Source organism: Rhizorhabdus antheiae (genome assembly GCF_049889055.1).
GTDB lineage: Bacteria > Pseudomonadota > Alphaproteobacteria > Sphingomonadales > Sphingomonadaceae > Rhizorhabdus.
In genome coordinates, this window is sequence record NZ_JBLTWO010000015.1 from 28,347 (window position 1) to 47,974 (window position 19,628).

A 19,628-nucleotide genomic window follows, 5' to 3' on the forward strand; every position below is an offset into this window, starting at 1 on the left:
AAATCAGCCGAACAGGCGAGGCGCCAGCGCTGCCAGCCTGGCTCTCGTTTTCGTCGGCCACTTCTCCCGTGCGGTGATGAGCGCTCCGTCGAGGGCATGGTCGCAGCCTTGCGTGCAACCGTGTCCGCCACCCGCTCGTGCTGCAACCGCCTCGACGAGTGACTGCGCCCGAGCGACATTGGCGTTCATCGTCGACAGGACGCTCGCCACGTCGACCTCGCTGTCCGACCAGGCGTCGAAATCGGTGACCATCGCCACGCTCGCGTAGCAAAGCTCCGCCTCACGCGCGAGGCGCGCCTCGGGCAGGCCGGTCATACCGACGACATCGCAGCCCCACTGACGGTGCAGCAACGATTCCGCGCGCGTCGAGAATTGCGGGCCTTCGATCACGAGCATCGTCCCTCCGATCCGATAGGGGCCGCTCTGCGCAGCCAGCACGTCCGAGACGACGCTGCCCAGACGCCCGCAGGTCGGCCGCGCGAAAGCAACATGGGCAACGATGCCGTCGCCGAAGAAGCTGCGCCCGCCACGCACCGTGCGGTCGACATATTGGTCGACGAGCACGAAGGTGCCCGGCGGTACCTCTTCGTGGAAGCCGCCGACCGCCGACACCGCCAGAATCTCCGAACATCCCGCCGCCTTCAACGCGGCAATATTGGCCCGATAATTGACCTCCCCGGGCGCGACACGGTGGCCGCGACCGTGGCGCGGCAGAAAAGCCACCTTGCGCCCAGCCAGTTCTCCCATCAGCAGCGCATCGGAAGGCGCCCCCCAAGGCGTCTCGACCTCGATCCACTCGCCGTCCGAAAGACCGGGCATGCGGTACAGTCCGCTGCCCCCGATCAGCCCCAGTCGCCCCTGATCGCGCATGCTGTTCTCCGCAAAAGAAAAGGGGCCGCCCGGTGATCCGGACGGCCCCCTGTCATCTCGTCAGGTCAGGCTCAGTGCTTGATGCCGGCCCAGACGTTCCGATAGGCCATAAAGGCGAGGATGGTGGCGATCAGCAGGAAGCCGACCACCGCCCAGCCGAGCGAATGGCGATTTTCCAGCTTGGGTTCTGCCGTCCAGATCAGGAACGCCGAAACGTCCTTTGCCATCTGGTCGATCGTCGCCGTCGTGCCGTCCGCATAGGTCACCTGGCCGTCAGCCGCGAGTGGCGGCGGCATGGCGATGTTCAGATTGGCGAAATAGGGGTTGAAATGCAGACCCACGGGGGTCGCTGCTTCGGGGAACTCCTTGAGCAGCTCGACGCCCTTCTCGTTCTTGAAACCCGCCTGATCGGCGTAGCCGGTCAGCAGCGAGTAGACATAAGCGCCGCCGTCATGGCGTGCCTTGGCCATCAGCGAAAGATCCGGCGGCAGCGCATTGTTGTTTGCGGCGCGAGCAGCGACTTCGTTCGCGTATGGCGACGGGAACTTGTCGGCCGGAGTGGCCTTGCGAGTTGCCGGTTCACCGGTCTCCGGGTTGATCGAGGGAACCTCGGTCGCCCAGTTCTTGGCGATGGCCTTAACTTCCGCAGGCGTGAAGCCGATCTGCTCGAGATCGCGGAAGGCGACCTGATTCATCGAGTGACAGGCCGAGCAGACTTCCTTGTAGACCTGGAAGCCGCGCTGCAGCTGCTGGCGGTCGAACTTGCCGAGCGGGCCGTCCGAAGCAAAGGAGACATGCTTCGGATGGAGGTGGAACTCATGCTCCACCGTCTTGGCCGGCGGCTCGCTGATGAAGGCGATCGCGCCCATCACCAGCGAGAAGAGCAGGACGAAGACGAAGCCAGCGCCTGCGAAGAATGCAATGGGACGAACCATGGTTTCTATATCCCCTTAGGCCTGGGTGCTCGTCGCGAGGGTAGCCCCGCTCTTGCCCTCGAGAACCGCCTCCGTGATCGAGTTCGGCAGCGGGAGCGGACGCTCCATCTTCGAAACGATCGGCAGGATGATCAGGAAGTGCGCGAAGTAATAAGCCGACGCGAGCTGGCTGATCATGACGTAAGGCTCTTCAGCCGGCGAACCGCCACAATAGCCGAGGACGAGAACGTCGATCACCAGCAGCCAGAAGAACTTCTTGAACGCCGGGCGGTAATTGCCCGAACGGACCGGCGACTTATCGAGCCACGGCAGGAAGAACAGCAGGAGGATCGCGCCGAACATGGCGACGACGCCCCACAGCTTGGCCGGCAGGATGAAATCGACGGTGAAGGCGCGAAGGATCGCGTAGAACGGCCAGAAATACCATTCCGGAACGATGTGCGCGGGCGTCGAGAGCGGGTTGGCAGGGATATAGTTGTCCGGGTGACCGAGGAAGTTCGGCGCGAAGAACAGCACCGAGCAGTAGACGATCAGGAACACGCCCAGGCCGAAACCGTCCTTTGCCGTGTAATAGGGATGGAACGGAACCGTATCCTGCGGACCCTTCACGTCGATGCCGGTCGGGTTGTTCGAACCCGGAATGTGCAGCGCCCAGATGTGCAGGATGATGACACCCGCAATCACGAACGGCAGCAGATAGTGCAGCGAGAAGAAGCGGTTCAGCGCGGCGTTGTCAGGCGCAAAGCCACCGAGCAGCCAGGTCTGGATCGGCGTGCCGACGACCGGGATGGCCGAGAACAGACCGGTGATCACCTTCGCGCCCCAGAAGCTCATCTGGCCCCAGGGAAGGACATAGCCCATGAAGGCGGTCGCCATCATCAGCAGGAAGATCACCAGGCCGAGCAGCCACACCATTTCGCGCGGAGCCTTGTACGACCCGTAGAAGAGACCGCGGAATATGTGGAGGTAGACGACGATGAAGAAGAAGCTCGCGCCGTTAGCGTGCGCATAGCGCAGCATCCAGCCCGAGTTCACATCGCGCATGATATGTTCGACCGAGTCGAACGCGACGAGACCGTTGGCCGCATAGTGCATCGCAAGAACGATGCCCGTGACCAGCTGAATCGTCAGCGCAACGCCCGCGAGGACGCCGAAATTCCAGAAGTAGTTCAGGTTCCGGGGAACCGGATATCCACCGCCGACGGCGTTATAGACGAAGCGCGGGAGCGGAAGGCGGCTGTCCAGCCACTTCATCACCGGATTCTTCGGCTCGTACTGATTTGCCCAGGGAAAGCTCATATCTCTCTACCTCAGCCGACTTGGACGACGGTGTCGGATTTGAACGCATATTTCGGCACTTCGAGATTCTTCGGTGCCGGGCCTTTGCGAATGCGTGCCGCAGTGTCGTAGTGCGACCCGTGGCAGGGGCAGAAATAGCCGCCGAACTCGCCCTTGACCTCGCCCTCACCCGCGCCGAGCGGAACGCAGCCGAGATGGGTGCAGACACCCATCGTGATCAGCCACTGCTTCTTGCCGCCGACGGTGCGCTGCTCGAGCGTCTGCGGATCGCGCAGCGAGCTCGGATCGACTTTGTCGGCCTGCGCGATTTCGGCGGCCGTCAGGTGCCGGACGAACAACGGCTGCTTGCGGAAGATGGTCTTGACCGCCTGACCTTCCTGGATTGCCGACAGATCGACTTCGATCGATGCCTGCGCCAACACGTCGGCGGACGGATTCATCTGATTGATGAGGGGGATCAGTACGGTCGCGGCACCCACGCCCGCAAAACTGACCGCTGCCACGTTGATGAAGTCGCGGCGACGGACGCCGTCACCTGCCTCTTCGCCGGGCGTTTCCATAGTTTCGAGCGTCGCCATTCCGGAACCCTTGCGCTGCCACGATATCAGACACATGCGTCCCAGGGTTCGAGCCGACAGCTCCATGCCCCCTGCGCATGCGCAACCGCCCGCGAAAATTCCCGGCGGCTGCGCGCTGATAGCGCTGCTTCGGCGGCTTTGCCAATCCCATTTTCCGTTTATTGGCGCATCGGCACGCATTCGTTACTCTGCAAAGTCATGCGGATAGCTCTTTACCAACCCGATATCGCAGGAAATGTCGGTACGATTCTGCGACTAGCGGCCTGTCTCGGGGTCCCGGTCGATATCATCGAGCCTTGTGGATTCGCCTTTTCCGACAGGAGCTTGCGACGCTCGGGCATGGACTATGCCGACGGTGTCGAAATAGCGCGCCATGCCGACTGGACTGATTTTGAAGCACGACTTGCCGGCCGCCTCGTGCTGCTGTCGACCAAGGCTGCAGTTCCCCTTTGGGAAGCCGCCTTCTGCGCCGATGATACGCTCCTGTTCGGCTCGGAAGGCGCGGGCGTGCCCGACAAGGTGCATGATCGCGCCGATCTGCGGGTCCGGATTCCGATGCGGCCGAATTTCCGATCCTTGAATGTCGCCGTCTCGGCTGGCATCGCGCTTGCCGAAGCTTTGAGACAGACCGGAGGATGGCCCGAATGACGCTCGTACTCGATCCGCAGCAGAGCGCCGCACGAGCCTGGTTCGAAACGCTGCGTGACCGGATCTGCGCGACCTTCGAGGCGATCGAGGTCGAAGCCGGCAGCGATGCACGGTTCGGCTACACCTCGTGGAACCGCGACAACGACCCCGAGGGCCGCGGCGGCGGCGGCGTGCGCGGCCTGATGAAGGGCAAGGTGTTCGAAAAGGTGGGCGTCAACGTCTCCACCGTCGGCGGCGCCTTCGCGCCCGACTTCGCCCGGACGATCCATGGCGCGGGCGACGAGAATCCCGATTTCTTCGCCACCGGCATCAGCCTGGTCGCGCATATGACGAACCCGCATGTGCCGGCGGTCCACATGAATACCCGCTTCCTCGTCACGACAAAGCGCTGGTTCGGCGGTGGCGCGGACCTCAATCCACCCATTCCCTATGAGGAAGACACGGCAGCCTTTCACGCCCGGCTGAAAGCGGCCTGCGATCCGCACGGTGCCGACTATTATGATCGGTTCAAGGCCTGGGCAGACGACTATTTCTGGATTCCGCATAGGCAGGTCCATCGCGGCGTCGGCGGGATCTTCTACGACCATCTCGAATGCGCCGACGATGCCGGCTTCGAGGCCAATTTCGCCCTCACCCGCGATGTCGGCGAGGCCTTTCTCGACATCTTCCCCCGCATCGTGCGGAGCCGCATGGGCATGGCGGCCGATGCCGAGGACATGCGCCGGATGATGAACTTCCGCGGGCGCTATGCCGAGTTCAACCTGGTTTACGACCGGGGCACTCTGTTCGGCCTGAAGACCGGCGGGAACATCGACGCGATCCTGATGAGCCTGCCGCCAGTCGCGACCTGGGAGTAGCCCCATGCCGTTGACCCCCGTGGCGCCAGATCAGGTCGCGACTATCGTCACCTCGCTCGAGATGCGCGAACGCCCGCGTCCGCGCCCGATGCCGGCGGCCCCTTTCCGCCTCAACCGCTGGAAGCAGCCCGGCGCCGAGAAATATCGGGCCCTGTTCCGCCGGGTCGGCGAACCCTGGATGTGGTTCTCCCGGCTCGTCATGCCCGAGCCGGAGTTGCTCGCAATCATCCAGGACGAGGCGGTCGAGATCTACGCGGTCGAGGATCGGCGCGGCATCGAGATCGGGATGCTCGAACTCGACTTCCGTATCGCGGGCGAAGCGGAGATCGCCTTTTTCGGCCTGGTGCCCGAACTGGCAGGCAAGGGCCATGGCGGGTGGCTGATGGCGCAGGCGCTGGGCCTGGGCTGGCGGACCGGCATCGACCGGATGTGGGTGCACACCTGCACGCTCGACCATCCCGGCGCGCTCGGCTTCTACCGCAAGCATGGCTTCACACCCTATGCCCGGGCGGTCGAGACCTTTGCCGATCCGCGACTGGCGGGGGTGCTTCCCGTGGAATCGGCGTCCCATGTCCCGCTGTTCGGCGGAACGGCGATCCAGACCGATTAGGCGCCGGCGGCGAGCCGTCGATAGACGAGCGCCACATAGACCGAAAAGCCGAGCGAGAGCGTCGCTTCGAGCCCGAGGCTGACGATCAGGCGAAGCGCGTCAGGCACCGCCTCGAACCCGGTCCCGAGCTTGATCAGCTCGAACAGCGAGCCCACGACCATACGGTCGATGAAGGCGAGCAGGGTTCCGAGCAGGATCATGACCAGCCAGATGGCGACGAGCCGCATGACATTGTCGCGGCTCAGCATCCAGGCGCGGCGGAGGGTCAGAGCCGCCCCCTGCCGCTCGCACGCCGCCACGGCGGGAAGCATAGGAAGCCGCACCCAGACGACCGCGAAAGGGATGATGAACAGCGTCGCGATCTGCGCCGAAAGGTTAGCCGAGGGCACCCCCGACTGAAAGATCATGACGCCAAGCGTAGCGGCGACCATCACGGCCAGCGCGGCGGCGAAGGCCACCGACATGGCGACGAAGATGGCGACAAGCGCCGCACCGAAGCGCCGGGTGGCCCCCGCGAGCGCTTCGCCCACGCTGATGCCGGGAACGGTAGCGAGCAGGGCCAGCACCATATGGCCGAACAAGGTCAGTAGCAGCGCCGGCCCCAGGAGAAGTATCTGCACCGGCATGGTCGGCGACGCCGACGCGCTCGCCTCCGCGATCGCCGGCATCGCCTGCCCGATCAGGAGTTGCGCGGGCGCGAAGATGGCGACCGCGACCGGGAAAACCAGCGCCCATTCGCGCCGCAGGAAGGCGATGGTCTCCTCCCAGACCGAGCCCAGCGAGAAGGATGTCATGCGCATGCTGCTCCGATCGTCATCGCGCTCGCCTATTCCCGCTTCGACGGCAGCGCAATCCATGGCTCTTGATCGGACGAAAAAAGCGGCGATATGCGGAATGATGAACGACCTTCTCGACGGCGTTGAGTGGCGCGTAACCCCAGGCCTCTCGCCCTATGCCGAAACCCTGGCCGAAATGGAGACGCGCGCCGCGGCGATCCGGATGGGTGAGGCGCGCGAGCTGATCTGGCTGCTGGAACACCCCCCGCTGTACACTGCGGGGACAAGCGCGGCCGAGGACGAACTGCTGGTGCCCGATCGCTTCCCGGTGTTTCGCGCCGGGCGCGGCGGACGATACACCTATCACGGGCCCGGCCAGCGGGTCGGCTATGTCCTGCTCGATCTTGAGAAGCGCGGACGCGACGTACGCTGCTTCGTCTCGGGAATCGAGCGCTGGCTGATCGCGGCGCTCGGCGACTTCGGAATCGAGGGACGCAGCGAACCGGGCCGGGTCGGTATATGGGTCGGCCATGGTCCCAGTGAAGCGAAGATCGGCGCGATCGGCGTTCGCGTTCGCCGCTGGGTCAGCTTTCATGGATTTTCGCTCAACGTGGAGCCCGACTTGTCGCACTTTTCGGGCATCGTGCCGTGCGGCCTCGGCGAATATCCGGTAACCAGCATGGCGCAATTGGGGGCACCGACCGGCATGGAGGCACTCGACAGCGCGCTCCTGCGCCATTTTCCGGATCTTCTCAGCCTTATGTCGCGCTCGGCCTGCACCACCACGGACTCTTGAGCCGCCGAGTCGTTAGCTATATCCTGCCCCGAACAGCCTTTCCGGGGGACATCATGAAGCGTTCGATCGACGGTCTCGTCGTTGCCGGCCTGATTCTGGCCTGCGCAAGCCTGTCCGGCTGCGGGAGCAAGGATAAAGGCGCCGAGACCAACGTGGTCGAGATGAACGCCAGCGATGGCACCATGAACGACATGACGATCGTGGAAAGCTCGGTTCTCGACAAGGCCGGCAGCGAAGTTGCCAACGGGATCGAAGCGGGGAACGCAAGCAACGCAATGTAATGCATGAAGAACCGGGCCGTGGGGCCGGCCGGGTTCAGACATATCGGAGGACGGTAATATGGTGCGCGTTTTGGCCTCGACCTTGGCCTTGGTGGCGATGACGGTGCAGGCGGCACCAGCGTCGGCCTATCTTTTCTGGTTCGGCCCCAATTTCAAGGCGGCGCCCGTCCAGGGCGACGAGCCCGGCCTTGGCATCGCGATGCCGAAGGCAACCCCGGCCGAGCTCAGAGCGCATCTCCTCTGGAACATGCGCGCGGGTCTCAACGTCGCCGCGCTTCAGTGTCAGTTTTCACCCATCCTCCTCGCCGTTCCCAATTATAACGATCTGCTGTCGAAGAATGCCGACGAGCTCAACGCTGCCTACAAGACGCTCGGTGCCTATTTCAAACGCACCCAGGGCAAGAGCTGGCAAAAGGCGTTCGACGATTACACGACCCGGACCTATAACGGCTTTTCGACCATGCACGCCCAGTTGGGCTTCTGCGAGACAGCCTCGGCGATCGGGCGCGACGCCCGCAAGCTCGGACGCGGCCATCTGACGCAGCTCGCCGTCGATCGCATGCGCGAGTTCCGCAACAGCCTGATTCCGACCGGCGACATGATCCATGCGCGCCGTTACATTCAGGTTTCGGTCCAGACCCCGTCGATGGATCAGGCCTGCTGGACGAAAAAGGATCAGCTCAAGGCGGTTTGCGCGCCGCGCATGCAGCAGGCAAGCACCGAGGTGGGCAAGACCGGCGGCTGAGACAGCCGCCACGCAGCGGCTATCGGATCCCGACGACCTTGTGGGTCTGGGTCGACAGCCGCCAGCGGGGATGATCGAGGATGTAAGCGATCGCCGCTTCGCGCGCGGCCGGAAGGTCCGGGCCGTCCATCGGCTGAAGCAGGAAGTGCTCGAAGTCCCAGCGTTCAAGCTCGGCCGGGTCGATGCCGGGTTGGGGCCAGACCAGCTTGAGTTCCTGCCCCTTGCGCTGAACAACCTCGCTGCCGGCCTTGGGACTGACGCAGATCCAGTCGATCCCGTCGGGGGCCGGCTGGGTGCCATTGGTTTCCACCGCTGTCTCGATTCCCCGAGCGCGCAGCGCGTCGATCAACTCGGCGTCGACCTGCAGCAGCGGTTCGCCGCCCGTCATCACGACCAGCGGCTCGGGAAGCGCGCCCCATAGCGCCAGCACCCTGTCGGCGAGCATAGCGGCGTCGTAGCGCCCGCCATTGTCGCCATCGAGACCGACGAAATCGGTGTCGCAGAAGCGACATATGGCGGTCGCCCGGTCCTCTTCGCGCCCGCTCCACAGATTGCACCCGGCGAAGCGCAGGAACACGGCACGACGCCCGACCTGCATGCCTTCGCCCTGCAGGGTCAGGAACATCTCCTTGACCGCATAGCTGCCCATGTCAGGCGTAGACCGTCGGATCGGGAAGTCCCGCTTCCTCGAACCCCCTGGACCGCAAGCGACAGCTGTCGCACAGGCCGCAGTGGCGCCCGTCGGGCGTCGGATCATAGCATGACCAGCTCATGCCGGCGTCGAGCCCCAGGCGATCGGCCTCGCGCGCGATGTCGGCCTTGGTCATGTGCTGGAGCGGGGCATGGATGGTGAACCCCTGCCCCTCCACCCCCATGCGGGTGGCAAGATCCGCCAGATGCTGGAAGGCGGAGATGAACTCGGGCCGGCAATCGGGATAGCCCGAATAGTCGAGCGCGTTCACCCCCAGGAAGATGTGGCGCGCGCCGGTCGCCTCGGCGAAGCCGAGCGCCAGCGACAGGAAGATGGTGTTCCGCGCCGGCACATAGGTCGACGGGATGCCGGGTTGCACGCCGTCCTTGGGCACGTCGATGTCGTCGGTCAGCGACGACCCGCCGAAGGCGCGCAGGTTGAGCGGCAATGTGACATGCCGGTCGACCCCCAGGGCATAAGCGACCCGCTTGGCCGCTTCGAGTTCGACCCGGTGCCGCTGGTTGTAATCGATCGTCAGCGCAGCGAGGCTATAGCCCTGCTCCCGCGCGAGACCACCCGATACCATCGAGTCGAGCCCGCCCGACAGCAGCACGATGGCGCGGCGACTTTCGCTGTTCGCAATGTCAGACATGGCGCGCGTTTAGGCGATTCGATCGCGCGAATCCACCGCTAGTCTGGCACATGATTCTCGCCGCCCGCCCCGACAATTCGACCGCTGACAAATCCCGCCCATAGGATATCCTGCGCGGTGGAGTGGAGAGGCGAAGCGGGGGCAGAATGACCTATTGTCTGGGAATCATGCTGCGTGAGGGGCTGATCATGATCGGCGACACGCGGACCAATGCCGGCATCGACAACATCTCCACCTATCGCAAGCTCCACATCCTCGCCGATGAGCCGGACAGGTTCGTCGTCCTCGCCAGCGCAGGTAATCTGTCGGTGACGCAGCTCGTGCGCGGCATGTTGTCCGAAGGCTTGCCGCCGCGAAACGACGAGGAAGGCCCCCGTCGGATCGAACATATGCCCAGCATGTTCCAGGCCGCCCAGCTGGTCGGCGAAGCGGTCATGGCGGCCGGCGCGCAGCTGAAGCCTGCACTCTACGCAGCGGGCGTGCCTTCGGGCATTTCGCTTTTGCTGGGCGGGCGCATCGCGGGCGGGCCGCTGTCGCTGTTCCTGATCTACGACGCCGGCAATTTCATCGAGTGCCAGCAGGACAGCCCCTTCTTCCAGATCGGCGCGACCCAATATGGCAAGCCGATCCTCGACCGGACCATGGATTATGACAGTTCGCTGGAAGAGGCGGTGAAGGTGGCGCTGCTGTCGTTCGATTCCACCATCAGGTCCGATCTGTCGGTAGGCTTGCCCTTCGACCTGATCCTCATCCGGCAGGATGTTACGGCTCCGGTCGTCTCGCGGCGGATCGAGGCCGACGACGCCTATTTCCGCAACCTCTCGGCGCGCTGGTCGATGCTGCTGAACGAATCCCGCGCTTCGATCCCGGATCCGCCCTTCCTGCGCTCCGAGGATCCCGCCAGCGACATCGTCGACCGGCTCCGCGCCAAGGGGTGAGGATCTTTCCAAAAGAGAAAAGGCCGCCCGAAGGCGGAGTGCCAAAAGGAAGGGGCCGCCCGGAGGCGGCATGCCAAAAGAAAGGGCCGCCCGGAGGCGGCCCAGGGAGGCTGAAAGCCTGCTAAGGGAGGAAAATGTGCCCAAGGGGGAGGCACATCCTCTCTCTACTACGGCCTGCCTAAACAAAGGATTAACCAGCCGACGTCATGACTGCACTGGGCGATTCGACTTTGGTCTGATCGGGTGCGGCACCAAGCCCGGCCGAGCCAAATGACGCTACCGCTCAGCGCGACGAACCGGCTTCTGCCGCGCTGCAATCTCCGACCCGGTGCGCTATCACATTATAGTCGAACGGTTCGTTGTGAGCGATGCCTTGAGTGGAGATCGAAACCTGGCGCGGCGTGGAGACGCGAAGGGTGCTGCGACCCCAGCCCGCGCGCGGGCAGCTATATTGGACGGTGGCGCTGCGCGGCTCGTTGGCGACGACGAAGCGGGTGCAGCCCGTCTGATCATGCTCGATCTGGACCAGCGCCATCGGCTCGGCGAGGCAGAGCTGACGATTTGGTCGCCCTTCGACTTCGATTTGCCACGAGCCGGGCTCAAGCTGCTTGAGCGCGTCCGGCACCGATGCCGTCGCAGGCGAGACGGGCGCTGACGGAGCGGCGGGTGCGGCGATGAGGCGCGCGCCAGCGATCACGCCCAGGATCATCGCCATCCCCGTAACCGCTACGACCACCCTACGCATCACATCCCCCGCTCGATCAAAGTCGACGTCGCGATTCGCTTGCCCCGCCGTCCGCGCCATCCCTTTTCGACCAAGTGTCGATAGCCGATGACGGACAGCGAGAACGCTGAAGAAAGCTGTATTGTACCGAAAGCGTTACGGATTCGGGAAGCGCTGCATCAAATCGATTCGAGCGACAGCGAGAAGCGCTTGGCGCAGAACTCGCAGTCGACATGGATCTGGCCCGCCGCATCAGCCATCTCGGCACGCTCCTCGACCGGGAAGCGCGCGATAACCGACCGGATATGCCCCGGATCGCAGCGGCAACCGCGCTGCAGGTCTACCGCCGCAAAGGTGCGAACCTCGTCCTCGTTGAACAGTCGCCACAGGATAGCCGAGGGCGTCAGTTTCGGATCGGCCAGCTCGGCGGTCGTGACCGTCTGGGCCAGGGCCAGGACATGCTCCCATTCGGGGTGGTCGAGCCGCGTATGGAGTCGCTCCCTGCCCTCTTCGCCTTCCGGCAGATGCTGGATCAGGATGCCCCCTGCGACATGGCTGCCGTCGTCGAGCCGCTTGCTGTGCAGGCGCACGAGGCTGGGCAACTGCTCCGACTGGGTGAAATAAGCTTCAGCCGCCTCGGCAAGCGACGCCCCCTCGAGCGGGACGATGCCCTGGTAGCGTTCACCGGTGACGGCCTGGTCGAAAGTGATCGCCAGATAGCCCTTGCCGAACAACGCGAACAGCGTCGGATCGGCGGGCATTTCGGCGACCCGCTCGGGATCGTGGCGGATATAGCCGCGCATTTCGCCGGCCTTGTAATCGGCGACGAGCAGTTCGACGGCTCCGCCTTCGGCCTGCGCCTGCAGGGTGAGCTGCCCCTGCTCATGCTTCAAGGTCGAGCCCAGCAAGGCCGCGAGCACCAGCGCATCGGCCAGCAGCCGTTCGATCGCGGGCGGATAGCCATGCGCGCCGAGAATGCGGTCGAGCGTCGGCCCGAGACGCACGACGCGGCCGCGGACATGGCGCTCCGGAATGGTGAAGCCGAGGGCAGTGTCGAGGGTGGTGTTGATGGTCAAAGCGATTTCCTGTCCGCCACCAAATCGATACGGATCCTATGGATTTCAAGCTGAAGCGGGCAGGCAGGAGCCGATGCCACCGCCTGCCCGGCCATGTTCAGCCGATCTTGCCCAGGCACCAGAGCAGCACCGCCTTCTGGGCATGCAGCCGGTTCTCGGCCTCCTCCCAGATCAGCGACTGCGGCCCGTCGATCACCGCATCGACGACCTCTTCGCCACGATGCGCCGGCAGGCAGTGGAGGAAGGCCGCACCCGGTGCCGCACGCGCCATCAGCGCCTCGTCGACCTGATAGGGCATCATCGCCTTGAGCTTTTCCTCGGCATGCGCCTGCCCCATCGAGATCCAGGTGTCGGTCACGATGACGTCTGCACCGGCGGCGATCTCGGCCGCGTCGCGCGACAGGCGGATGTCGCCGCCGCGTGCCCGCGCCGCTGCGATCACCGCCGGATCGGGATCATAGCCTTCAGGGCAAGCAACGCCGACAGGAAAGCCGAGCAGGCTGCCCGCCTCGACGATCGAATGAAGGACGTTATTGCCGTCGCCGAACCACGCCCAGCGCGAGCCAGCGAGCGAACCGCGATGCTCGATCACCGTCTGCATGTCGGCCATGATCTGACACGGGTGCGACTGGTCGGTCAGACCGTTGATCACCGGCACATCGGCATAGCGCGCGAGATCGAGCGCCTTTTGATGATCGTCGGTGCGGATCATGATCGCATCGACATAGCGGCCGAGCACGCGCGCGGTGTCGGCGATAGTCTCGCCCCGCCCGAGCTGCATGCTGCCCGAGTCCATCACGATCGTGGTGCCGCCCAGCTGGCGCATCGCCATGTCGAACGACACACGGGTACGGGTCGAGTTCTTCTCGAAGATCATCGCCAGCGTGTAGCCCGCGAGCGGCGCATCGGCGTCGATCCGGCCCCTGGGCAGGCCTATGCGGGCCTGCTTGCGAGCAATCGCCTCGTCGAGCATCAATGTGAGTCCGGCGGTGCCGGCATCGGCGAGGTCGATGAAGGACCGGTTCATTGCGCGGCCTCGAACGTCCGGGCGCCGGCCGACAGCTTCTCGACGCACTCGGCGACATGGCTGTCGTCGATGACGAGCGGCGGCAGGATGCGAACGACGTTCTCGCCGGCCGCGACCGTCAGCAACCCGTGATTGTCGCGCAGATGGGCGACGAAGGCGCGTGCCTCGACGGCGTCCTTCAGCTTGATGCCGATCATCAGGCCCAGACCCCGCGTGCTGTCGAACACCGAATCGTGGTTCGGCATCATCTGCTCGATCGCCTGGCGCAGGCGGGCGGCCATCGTCTGGACATTGGCCAGGAACGCGTCGTTCACCGCGACCCGGAACACCGCTTCGGCAGCAGCCATGGCGAGCGGGTTGCCGCCATAGGTCGAGCCATGGGTGCCCGCGACCATGCCCTTGGCAGCCTCTTCGGTCGCCAGGCAGGCACCGAGCGGGAAGCCGCCGCCGATGCCCTTTGCCACCGCCATGATGTCGGGGGTGATGCCGTACTGCTCATGCGCGAAGAAGGTACCGGTCCGGCAATAGCCGCACTGGACCTCATCGAGGATCAGGAGCAGCCCCTGTTCGTCGCAGATCTGGCGCAGACCCTGAAGGAATTCGGGCTTGGCGGGCGTCATGCCACCCTCGCCCTGCACCGGCTCGACCAGAAAGCCGGCCGTGTTCGCGTCGACTGCAGCGCGGGCCGCGTCCAGATCATTGAACGCGACCACCTCGAAGCCGGGCAGCAGCGGCTCGAAGCCGTCGCGCATCTTCGGCTGGTTGGTGGCCGAAATCGTCCCCAGCGTCCGCCCATGGAAGGCGTTGGTGAAGCTGATGATCTTGGTCCGGTTCGGCTGGCCGTTCACATGATGGTAGCGGCGCGCCGTCTTGATCGCGCACTCCACCGCCTCGGCGCCCGAGTTGGTGAAGAAGACCGTGTCGGCGAAGGTGCGGTCGACCAGCTTCTGGGCGAACGCCTCGCCCTGCGGGCTGCCATAAAGGTTCGACACATGCATCAGCGTCGCGGCCTGGTCGGCGATCGCCTGGACCAGTTCGGGATGACCATGGCCGAGCAGGTTGACTGCGATACCGCTCGCGAAGTCGAGATAGCGCTCGCCGCGCTCGCCGATCAGGTAGCAGCCTTCGCCTCGCACCGGACGCACGCCGCACCGCGGATATACCGGCATGAGCGGGGTGATGGTCATGGCAAAAACTCCCTTTCCTTTCGATCGGCTCTGAAATCGCTCCGAAAATGCAAAAAGGCGGCCACCGGCCGCCTGACGGAGCGCGCATATAGTGACGCAGCCCCATGCTCGTCAAACGCTTCGTCGCGCGATTCCCCTGCGACCGGATGGGAAAAACCAGCCCGCGATGCTAGGGCAACGGCATGTGGACGCTTCTTGTCGACTCGCAGCACCGATGCTGCCGGTTTCTGCTGACCGGAGCGGCCTTGGCGACCGCTGTCACGAGCCCCCCCGGCCAGGCCGCGCCGGTCGAGGACGAGCCCTCCGTTTCCCCCGCTCTGCCACAGCCGGTCGTGCTCGACTGGTCGGGTTCCTTCCGCCTGAGCGACCCGCCCCGCAACCTGCCCGCGGGCGCCGCGATCGCGCCGATCGAAGACGCTGCCCGCGCAGCGCGCGCCGAAAATGAGGCGAAGCGCGCGGCGAGAGCCCTCGGAGTCGAGGACCGATCGACCACCTCGGCCACGCGGACCGGCTATCGCCGGATGGCGAGCGAGGGTCAGTCGATCACGGTCCAGCCGCCCGAGGCGAAGGGACCCGTCAATGTCGGTGCGCGGATCGGCAATTACCGCGCAGTGCCCGACACCGGGCAGATTTCGGCGCGCGACGTACGGCTGTCGGTCGGCCTCGACTTCTAGCCGCTACCCCAAACGGCAGGTCGACGGCACAAGCCCCAGCCGCCACGCCGGAGCATCCGAAACGAGCGAGGCAGCCATCATGTTCATGGACTTCCGCGATCAACCGCCGCCGCCGCCCTGGCAGCCTAAGCAACCCGACCGGCGACCCACGCTGAACGCCGGCCAACAAAAGACGCTGGCGATCGTGGTGGCGATCAACCTCCTGCTCCTCCTCGTCGCCCCCATCGGCGGCGCGACCTTGATATCTTTTCTGATCGCCTGGTTCTCCTGATCAACAACAGCACGAAGCGGTTGGGCGATGCCGATCCGCCACAGGCGCGATGTTTCGGGCCTTCATACTCCCAATTCCTTGCCGCAACGGCGCGCGCTCGCTAAGGGCCGCCGGTCATGCAGTATGTCAGCACCAGGGGCTCGGCCCCCCGCCTCGGATTCGAAGACGTCACGCTCGCGGGCCTCGCCTCGGACGGCGGACTTTATGTGCCCGATCAGTGGCCGAGTTTCACGACCGCCGAGATCGCGGCGATGCGCGGCCTGTCCTATGTCGACACCGCCGTCGCGGTCATGCGGCCCTTCGTCGCGGGCGCGCTCGATGACCAGGAACTGAAGGCGCTGTGCGAGGCCGCTTATGGTCGCTTCGCCCATGCCGCGATCGTGCCGCTCAAGCAACTCGACCATCGCCAGTGGCTGCTCGAACTGTTCCACGGCCCGACCCTCGCCTTCAAGGATGTGGCGCTCCAGCTGCTCGGCCTGCTGTTCGAGCGCTTCCTGGCCAAGCGCGACACCCATCTGACCGTGATCGGCGCGACGAGCGGCGACACCGGGTCGGCGGCGATCGATGCGCTGGCGGGCCGCGCCAAGGTCGACATCTTCATGCTGCATCCCAAGGGCCGTGTGTCCGAGGTCCAGCGCCGCCAGATGACGACGGTGCTGGCGCCGAACGTCCACAATATCGCGATCGAGGGCAGCTTCGACGACGCGCAGGCGCTGGTGAAGGCGATGTTCGCCGATGCGGGCTTCGCCAGCCGCTTCAACCTGTCGGCGGTCAATTCGATCAACTGGGCGCGGCTGATGGCCCAGATCGTCTATTATTTCTATGCGGGCGTGCAACTCGGCGCGCCCGACCGCCCGGTCGCCTTCTCGGTCCCGACCGGCAATTTCGGCGACGTCTTCGCCGGCTATGTCGCCGCGCGCATGGGCCTGCCGGTCGCGAAGCTGATCGTCGCGACCAACGTCAACGACATCCTCCACCGCGCGCTTTCGGCCGGCGACTATTCGGTCGGCACGGTGACGCCGACCGCCGCTCCCTCGATGGACATCCAGGTCAGCTCCAACTTCGAACGGCTGCTGTTCGACCTGCACGGCCGCGACGGCACCGCGCTGAATGCGACGATGAAAGGCTTCGAGTCCAGTCGCCGGCTCGACATTCCCGCCGCGATGCGAAGCGAGGCTGCAGGCCTGTTCTCAAGCGCCCGGATCGATTCCGACCGGATGCAGATGGCGATGCGCTGGGCGCATGACCGCGCCGGCGAAACCATCGACCCGCACAGCGCGATCGGCCTGGCCGCGGCGCAGGACGCCGATCTCGATGCATCGACGCCGATCGTCACGCTGGCGACCGCCCACCCGGCCAAGTTCGGCGACGCCGTCGAGCGCGCCACCGGCGTACGCCCGACGCTGCCCGCGCGGATCGGTGAGCTGTTCGAGCGGCAGGAGCGCTATGTCGTGCTGCCGGCAGAGATCGGCGCGATCGAACAGTTCGTCGCCGACCAGTCTGTGGCAACCGCCTGAGCATGACCGACGGCCCGCACATCCACAGGCTGGCCAACGGCTTCACCATCGCCGCCGAACCGATGATCGGCGTCGAGACGGTGGCGCTCGGCCTGCATGTCGATTGCGGCGCCCGGCATGAAGATGCGCGGACCAACGGCCTCGCGCATCTGTTCGAGCATATGGTGTTCAAGGGCGCCGGCGGTCGCAATGCGCGCCAGATATCCGAGGCGGTCGAAAATGTCGGCGGCTATCTGAACGCCTATACGTCGCGCGACCAGACCGCCTTCCAGGCGCGCCTGCTGGCCGAGAATGTCGACCTGGGGGTCGAGCTGGTGGCCGATCTGGTCCGCAAGCCGCATTTCGAGGCGAACGACCTCGTCCGCGAGAAGGACGTCGTGCTTCAGGAACTGGGCGAAGCGCGCGACCTGCCTGACGACATCATCAACGACCATTTCCATTCGACCGCCTGGCCGGATCAGGCGTTCGGCCGCCCGGTCCTGGGTGAGGAACAGAGCATCGACGCGATCGGCGTCGACGATCTCCACGGCTGGACGCGTACCCATTATCGGCCGCAGGGCATGGTGCTGGCGGCGGCGGGCAAGATCGACATCGACCAACTCGTCGACCTGGCCGAGCGCCGCTTCGGCGACATGGAGCCGGCGCCGCGACCGGTGGCCGAGAACGCCGCCTATCAGGGCGGGCTGTTCGTCGAACGGCGGCGACTCGAATCGGCGCATATCCTGTTCGGCTGGGAAGGCGTCAGCTATTTCGACCCGGCTTATTACCCCCTGCTGTTGTTCAGCCAGGCCGCCGGCGAAGGCAGCTCTTCACGCCTGTTCCAGGCGATCCGCGAAGAGCGGGGCCTTGCTTATTCGGTCGGCACATCGGTCGCCGCCTGGCGCGACACCGGAATGCTGACCGTCTATCTGGCGACCGCACGGCGCGAGGCGCAACATGCCACGGATCTGTCGCGCGACCTGCTGCGGGAGACTGCGGTGACCCTGTCGCAGGTCGAGCTCGACCGCGCCAAGGCCCAGATCAGGGCGACGATCCTGATGGCGCTCGAATCGGTGCAGAGCCGCGCCGACCGCCTGGGCTTCCAGACACTCGTCCATGGCACGCCGATCGATCCCGCGACGATCGTCGCCAAGGTCAACGCCTGCACATTAGACGAGGTCCGGGCGGCGGGCACCCGGATGCTCGGCGGCACGGAAACGCTGGCGACGGTGGGACCGGCGCTCAAGGCGGCGGCCTGACCATGGCGCGGCCGGCACGACCGGCGGCGAGGCCTTTCGAGACGGACATATCATGCAGCTGACCACGATCGTCACCGAACCCTGGACCGATTACGGGCTGGTCGACTCCGGCCATGGCCGCAAGCTGGAACGCTATGGCCGCTTCCGCTTCATCCGGCCCGAGCCACAGGCGATGTGGGCTCCCGCCTCGACCAACTGGGAGGCCGATGGCGACTTCATCGGCGCTTCGGACGAGGATGGCGGGGGCAAGTGGCACCTGTCGCGCGACGTGCCGCGCGGCGGCTGGCACATGCGCTGGGAAGAGGTGCGCTTCACCGCACAGAACACCCCCTTCCGCCACCTCGCCTTCTTCCCCGACATGGCCCCGCAATGGTCGTGGATGCGCGATCGTACGGCCGAGGGCGACGAGGTGATGAACCTGTTCGGCTATACAGGCGTGGGCACGCTCGCGCTCGCCGCCAAGGGTGCCCGCCTGACCCATGTCGATGCATCGAAGAAGTCGGTCGAGGCGGCCAAGGCCAACGCCTTTCTGTCGGACATGGCCGATCGCCCGATCCGCTGGATGGTCGACGACGCCGCGAAGTTCGCCGCGCGCGAGGTTCGGCGCGAACGCCGCTACGACGGCATCTTCCTCGATCCACCCAAGTTCGGACGCGGTCCCAATGGGGAGACCTGGCGGCTGGAAGAGCATCTCCCGGCGCTGATCGCCGACTGCCGCGCGTTGCTCGACGAGAAGTCGAAATTCCTCGTGCTGACCGTCTATGCGATCCGCATGTCGGCGCTGGCGATCGGCGAACTGCTACGCCAGGCCACCGCCGATCTCGGCGGCGCGGTCGAGGTCGGCGAGATGGCGGTGCGCGAGGAAGCACGCGGCCTGCTGTTGCCGACCGCGATCTTCGCCCGCTGGCACCGCGACTGAGCCGCAAGGCTCAGTCGAGCAGCGCCTCGATCGCCTCCGCCATGGCGATGTCGCGATGCGACAGGCCGCCCGCGTCATGCGTGGTCAGCAGCACGTCGACCCGGTTCCACACATTCGACCATTCGGGATGGTGGTCGTTCTTCTCCGCATAGAGCGCAACCCGCGTCATGAAGGCGAAGGCGGCCGAAAAGTCGGGGAAGGTGAAGCGGCGGGTGATCGCATCGCGCGACTCGTCATAGTCCCAGTCGGGCAATGCATCGAGCGCATCGGCACGTTCGGCTTCGTTCAGGGCTTCGATCGACAAATCATCCTCCGCTGG

Annotated in this window: 24 protein-coding genes; 12 read left to right on the forward strand and 12 right to left on the reverse strand. The window is 65.3% G+C overall.

The window, feature by feature from the left end:
• Positions 1 to 3: 3 nt before the first annotated feature.
• The 4 genes from mtnP to petA form a co-directional block, all read right to left on the reverse strand.
• A complete protein-coding gene (gene mtnP, locus ACNI3R_RS19440; protein ID WP_426186557.1) occupies positions 4 to 870 on the reverse strand; it encodes an S-methyl-5'-thioadenosine phosphorylase in 867 nt (288 codons plus the stop codon).
• A 71-nt stretch (positions 871 to 941) separates the two neighbouring features.
• Positions 942 to 1,805: a cytochrome c1 gene (locus ACNI3R_RS19445; protein ID WP_426186560.1), complete on the reverse strand. Its 864-nt coding sequence runs from the start codon at positions 1,803 to 1,805 to the stop codon at positions 942 to 944.
• A 15-nt stretch (positions 1,806 to 1,820) separates the two neighbouring features.
• A complete protein-coding gene (locus ACNI3R_RS19450; protein WP_426186563.1) occupies positions 1,821 to 3,104 on the reverse strand; it encodes a cytochrome b in 1,284 nt (427 codons plus the stop codon).
• An 11-nt stretch (positions 3,105 to 3,115) separates the two neighbouring features.
• A complete protein-coding gene (petA, locus tag ACNI3R_RS19455; RefSeq protein WP_426186566.1) occupies positions 3,116 to 3,682 on the reverse strand; it encodes a ubiquinol-cytochrome c reductase iron-sulfur subunit in 567 nt (188 codons plus the stop codon).
• A gap of 198 nt (positions 3,683 to 3,880) precedes the next feature.
• Here petA and ACNI3R_RS19460 point away from each other — a divergent pair, with 198 nt between their 5' ends.
• Genes ACNI3R_RS19460 through ACNI3R_RS19470 form a run of 3 tightly spaced genes read left to right on the forward strand, consistent with a single transcriptional unit; the run spans position 3,881 to position 5,797 of the window.
• Positions 3,881 to 4,330, forward strand: coding sequence for a tRNA (cytidine(34)-2'-O)-methyltransferase (locus ACNI3R_RS19460; RefSeq protein ID WP_426186690.1), 450 nt, complete (start codon positions 3,881 to 3,883; stop codon positions 4,328 to 4,330).
• Complete coding sequence (hemF, locus tag ACNI3R_RS19465) at positions 4,327 to 5,187, forward strand: oxygen-dependent coproporphyrinogen oxidase (protein WP_426186569.1); 861 nt, start codon at positions 4,327 to 4,329, stop codon at positions 5,185 to 5,187. Before ACNI3R_RS19460 ends, hemF begins: the two co-directional genes overlap by 4 nt.
• Before the next feature lie 4 nt (positions 5,188 to 5,191).
• A complete protein-coding gene (locus ACNI3R_RS19470) occupies positions 5,192 to 5,797 on the forward strand; it encodes a GNAT family N-acetyltransferase (protein WP_426186572.1) in 606 nt (201 codons plus the stop codon).
• On the opposite strand, the gene ACNI3R_RS19475 is transcribed toward ACNI3R_RS19470, so the two are convergent.
• Positions 5,794 to 6,591 (reverse strand): hypothetical protein, encoded by a 798-nt coding sequence (locus tag ACNI3R_RS19475; RefSeq protein ID WP_426186575.1) that lies wholly within the window; start codon positions 6,589 to 6,591, stop codon positions 5,794 to 5,796. The two genes, ACNI3R_RS19470 and ACNI3R_RS19475, sit on opposite strands and share 4 nt — an antisense overlap.
• A 103-nt stretch (positions 6,592 to 6,694) precedes the next feature.
• Between ACNI3R_RS19475 and lipB the strand changes: the two genes are divergently transcribed.
• The 3 genes from lipB to ACNI3R_RS19490 are packed head-to-tail and all read left to right on the forward strand — an operon-like array spanning position 6,695 to position 8,395.
• On the forward strand, positions 6,695 to 7,369 hold the full coding sequence (gene lipB, locus ACNI3R_RS19480; protein WP_426186693.1) for a lipoyl(octanoyl) transferase LipB: 675 nt from the start codon (positions 6,695 to 6,697) through the stop codon (positions 7,367 to 7,369).
• A gap of 53 nt (positions 7,370 to 7,422) precedes the next feature.
• Positions 7,423 to 7,650 carry a hypothetical protein gene (locus ACNI3R_RS19485; RefSeq protein ID WP_426186578.1) on the forward strand — a complete coding sequence of 76 codons (228 nt, stop codon included), beginning with the start codon at positions 7,423 to 7,425 and terminating at the stop codon, positions 7,648 to 7,650.
• Positions 7,651 to 7,708: 58 nt separating this feature from the next.
• A complete protein-coding gene (locus ACNI3R_RS19490; protein ID WP_426186581.1) occupies positions 7,709 to 8,395 on the forward strand; it encodes a hypothetical protein in 687 nt (228 codons plus the stop codon).
• Between the two features lie 19 nt (positions 8,396 to 8,414).
• On the opposite strand, the gene queE is transcribed toward ACNI3R_RS19490, so the two are convergent.
• Together queE and queC are read right to left on the reverse strand one after the other, a co-directional pair.
• Positions 8,415 to 9,044 carry a 7-carboxy-7-deazaguanine synthase gene (queE, locus tag ACNI3R_RS19495; protein WP_426186584.1) on the reverse strand — a complete coding sequence of 210 codons (630 nt, stop codon included), beginning with the start codon at positions 9,042 to 9,044 and terminating at the stop codon, positions 8,415 to 8,417.
• Between the two features lies 1 nt (position 9,045).
• Positions 9,046 to 9,738 carry a 7-cyano-7-deazaguanine synthase QueC gene (gene queC, locus ACNI3R_RS19500; RefSeq protein WP_426186587.1) on the reverse strand — a complete coding sequence of 231 codons (693 nt, stop codon included), beginning with the start codon at positions 9,736 to 9,738 and terminating at the stop codon, positions 9,046 to 9,048.
• A gap of 146 nt (positions 9,739 to 9,884) precedes the next feature.
• Between queC and ACNI3R_RS19505 the strand changes: the two genes are divergently transcribed.
• Positions 9,885 to 10,676: a peptidase gene (locus ACNI3R_RS19505; RefSeq protein WP_426186590.1), complete on the forward strand. Its 792-nt coding sequence runs from the start codon at positions 9,885 to 9,887 to the stop codon at positions 10,674 to 10,676.
• 283 nt (positions 10,677 to 10,959) lie between these two features.
• On the opposite strand, the gene ACNI3R_RS19510 is transcribed toward ACNI3R_RS19505, so the two are convergent.
• The 4 genes from ACNI3R_RS19510 to ACNI3R_RS19525 form a co-directional block, all read right to left on the reverse strand.
• Positions 10,960 to 11,421: a DUF3617 domain-containing protein gene (locus tag ACNI3R_RS19510; RefSeq protein WP_426186593.1), complete on the reverse strand. Its 462-nt coding sequence runs from the start codon at positions 11,419 to 11,421 to the stop codon at positions 10,960 to 10,962.
• A 158-nt stretch (positions 11,422 to 11,579) separates the two neighbouring features.
• Complete coding sequence (gene hslO, locus ACNI3R_RS19515) at positions 11,580 to 12,476, reverse strand: Hsp33 family molecular chaperone HslO (RefSeq protein ID WP_426186596.1); 897 nt, start codon at positions 12,474 to 12,476, stop codon at positions 11,580 to 11,582.
• Positions 12,477 to 12,573: 97 nt separating this feature from the next.
• On the reverse strand, positions 12,574 to 13,503 hold the full coding sequence (gene argF / locus ACNI3R_RS19520) for an ornithine carbamoyltransferase (protein WP_426186599.1): 930 nt from the start codon (positions 13,501 to 13,503) through the stop codon (positions 12,574 to 12,576).
• Positions 13,500 to 14,690 carry an aspartate aminotransferase family protein gene (locus ACNI3R_RS19525; protein ID WP_426186602.1) on the reverse strand — a complete coding sequence of 397 codons (1,191 nt, stop codon included), beginning with the start codon at positions 14,688 to 14,690 and terminating at the stop codon, positions 13,500 to 13,502. Before ACNI3R_RS19525 ends, argF begins: the two co-directional genes overlap by 4 nt.
• 245 nt (positions 14,691 to 14,935) lie before the next feature.
• Here ACNI3R_RS19525 and ACNI3R_RS19530 point away from each other — a divergent pair, with 245 nt between their 5' ends.
• The 5 genes from ACNI3R_RS19530 to ACNI3R_RS19550 all read left to right on the forward strand — a co-directional run bounded on the left by ACNI3R_RS19530 (position 14,936) and on the right by ACNI3R_RS19550 (position 19,309).
• Complete coding sequence (locus ACNI3R_RS19530; RefSeq protein WP_426186605.1) at positions 14,936 to 15,364, forward strand: hypothetical protein; 429 nt, start codon at positions 14,936 to 14,938, stop codon at positions 15,362 to 15,364.
• Between the two features lie 79 nt (positions 15,365 to 15,443).
• The gene (locus ACNI3R_RS19535) at positions 15,444 to 15,635 is read left to right on the forward strand and encodes a hypothetical protein (protein ID WP_426186607.1); all 192 of its coding nucleotides are present in this window, start codon (positions 15,444 to 15,446) and stop codon (positions 15,633 to 15,635) included.
• A gap of 116 nt (positions 15,636 to 15,751) precedes the next feature.
• On the forward strand, positions 15,752 to 17,152 hold the full coding sequence (thrC, locus tag ACNI3R_RS19540; RefSeq protein ID WP_426186610.1) for a threonine synthase: 1,401 nt from the start codon (positions 15,752 to 15,754) through the stop codon (positions 17,150 to 17,152).
• Positions 17,153 to 17,154: 2 nt separating this feature from the next.
• Positions 17,155 to 18,390, forward strand: coding sequence for a M16 family metallopeptidase (locus ACNI3R_RS19545; protein ID WP_426186613.1), 1,236 nt, complete (start codon positions 17,155 to 17,157; stop codon positions 18,388 to 18,390).
• A 52-nt stretch (positions 18,391 to 18,442) separates the two neighbouring features.
• The gene (locus tag ACNI3R_RS19550; protein WP_426186616.1) at positions 18,443 to 19,309 is read left to right on the forward strand and encodes a class I SAM-dependent methyltransferase; all 867 of its coding nucleotides are present in this window, start codon (positions 18,443 to 18,445) and stop codon (positions 19,307 to 19,309) included.
• 10 nt (positions 19,310 to 19,319) lie between these two features.
• On the opposite strand, the gene ACNI3R_RS19555 is transcribed toward ACNI3R_RS19550, so the two are convergent.
• The gene (locus ACNI3R_RS19555) at positions 19,320 to 19,613 is read right to left on the reverse strand and encodes a 4a-hydroxytetrahydrobiopterin dehydratase (RefSeq protein ID WP_426186619.1); all 294 of its coding nucleotides are present in this window, start codon (positions 19,611 to 19,613) and stop codon (positions 19,320 to 19,322) included.
• Positions 19,614 to 19,628: the final 15 nt, after the last annotated feature.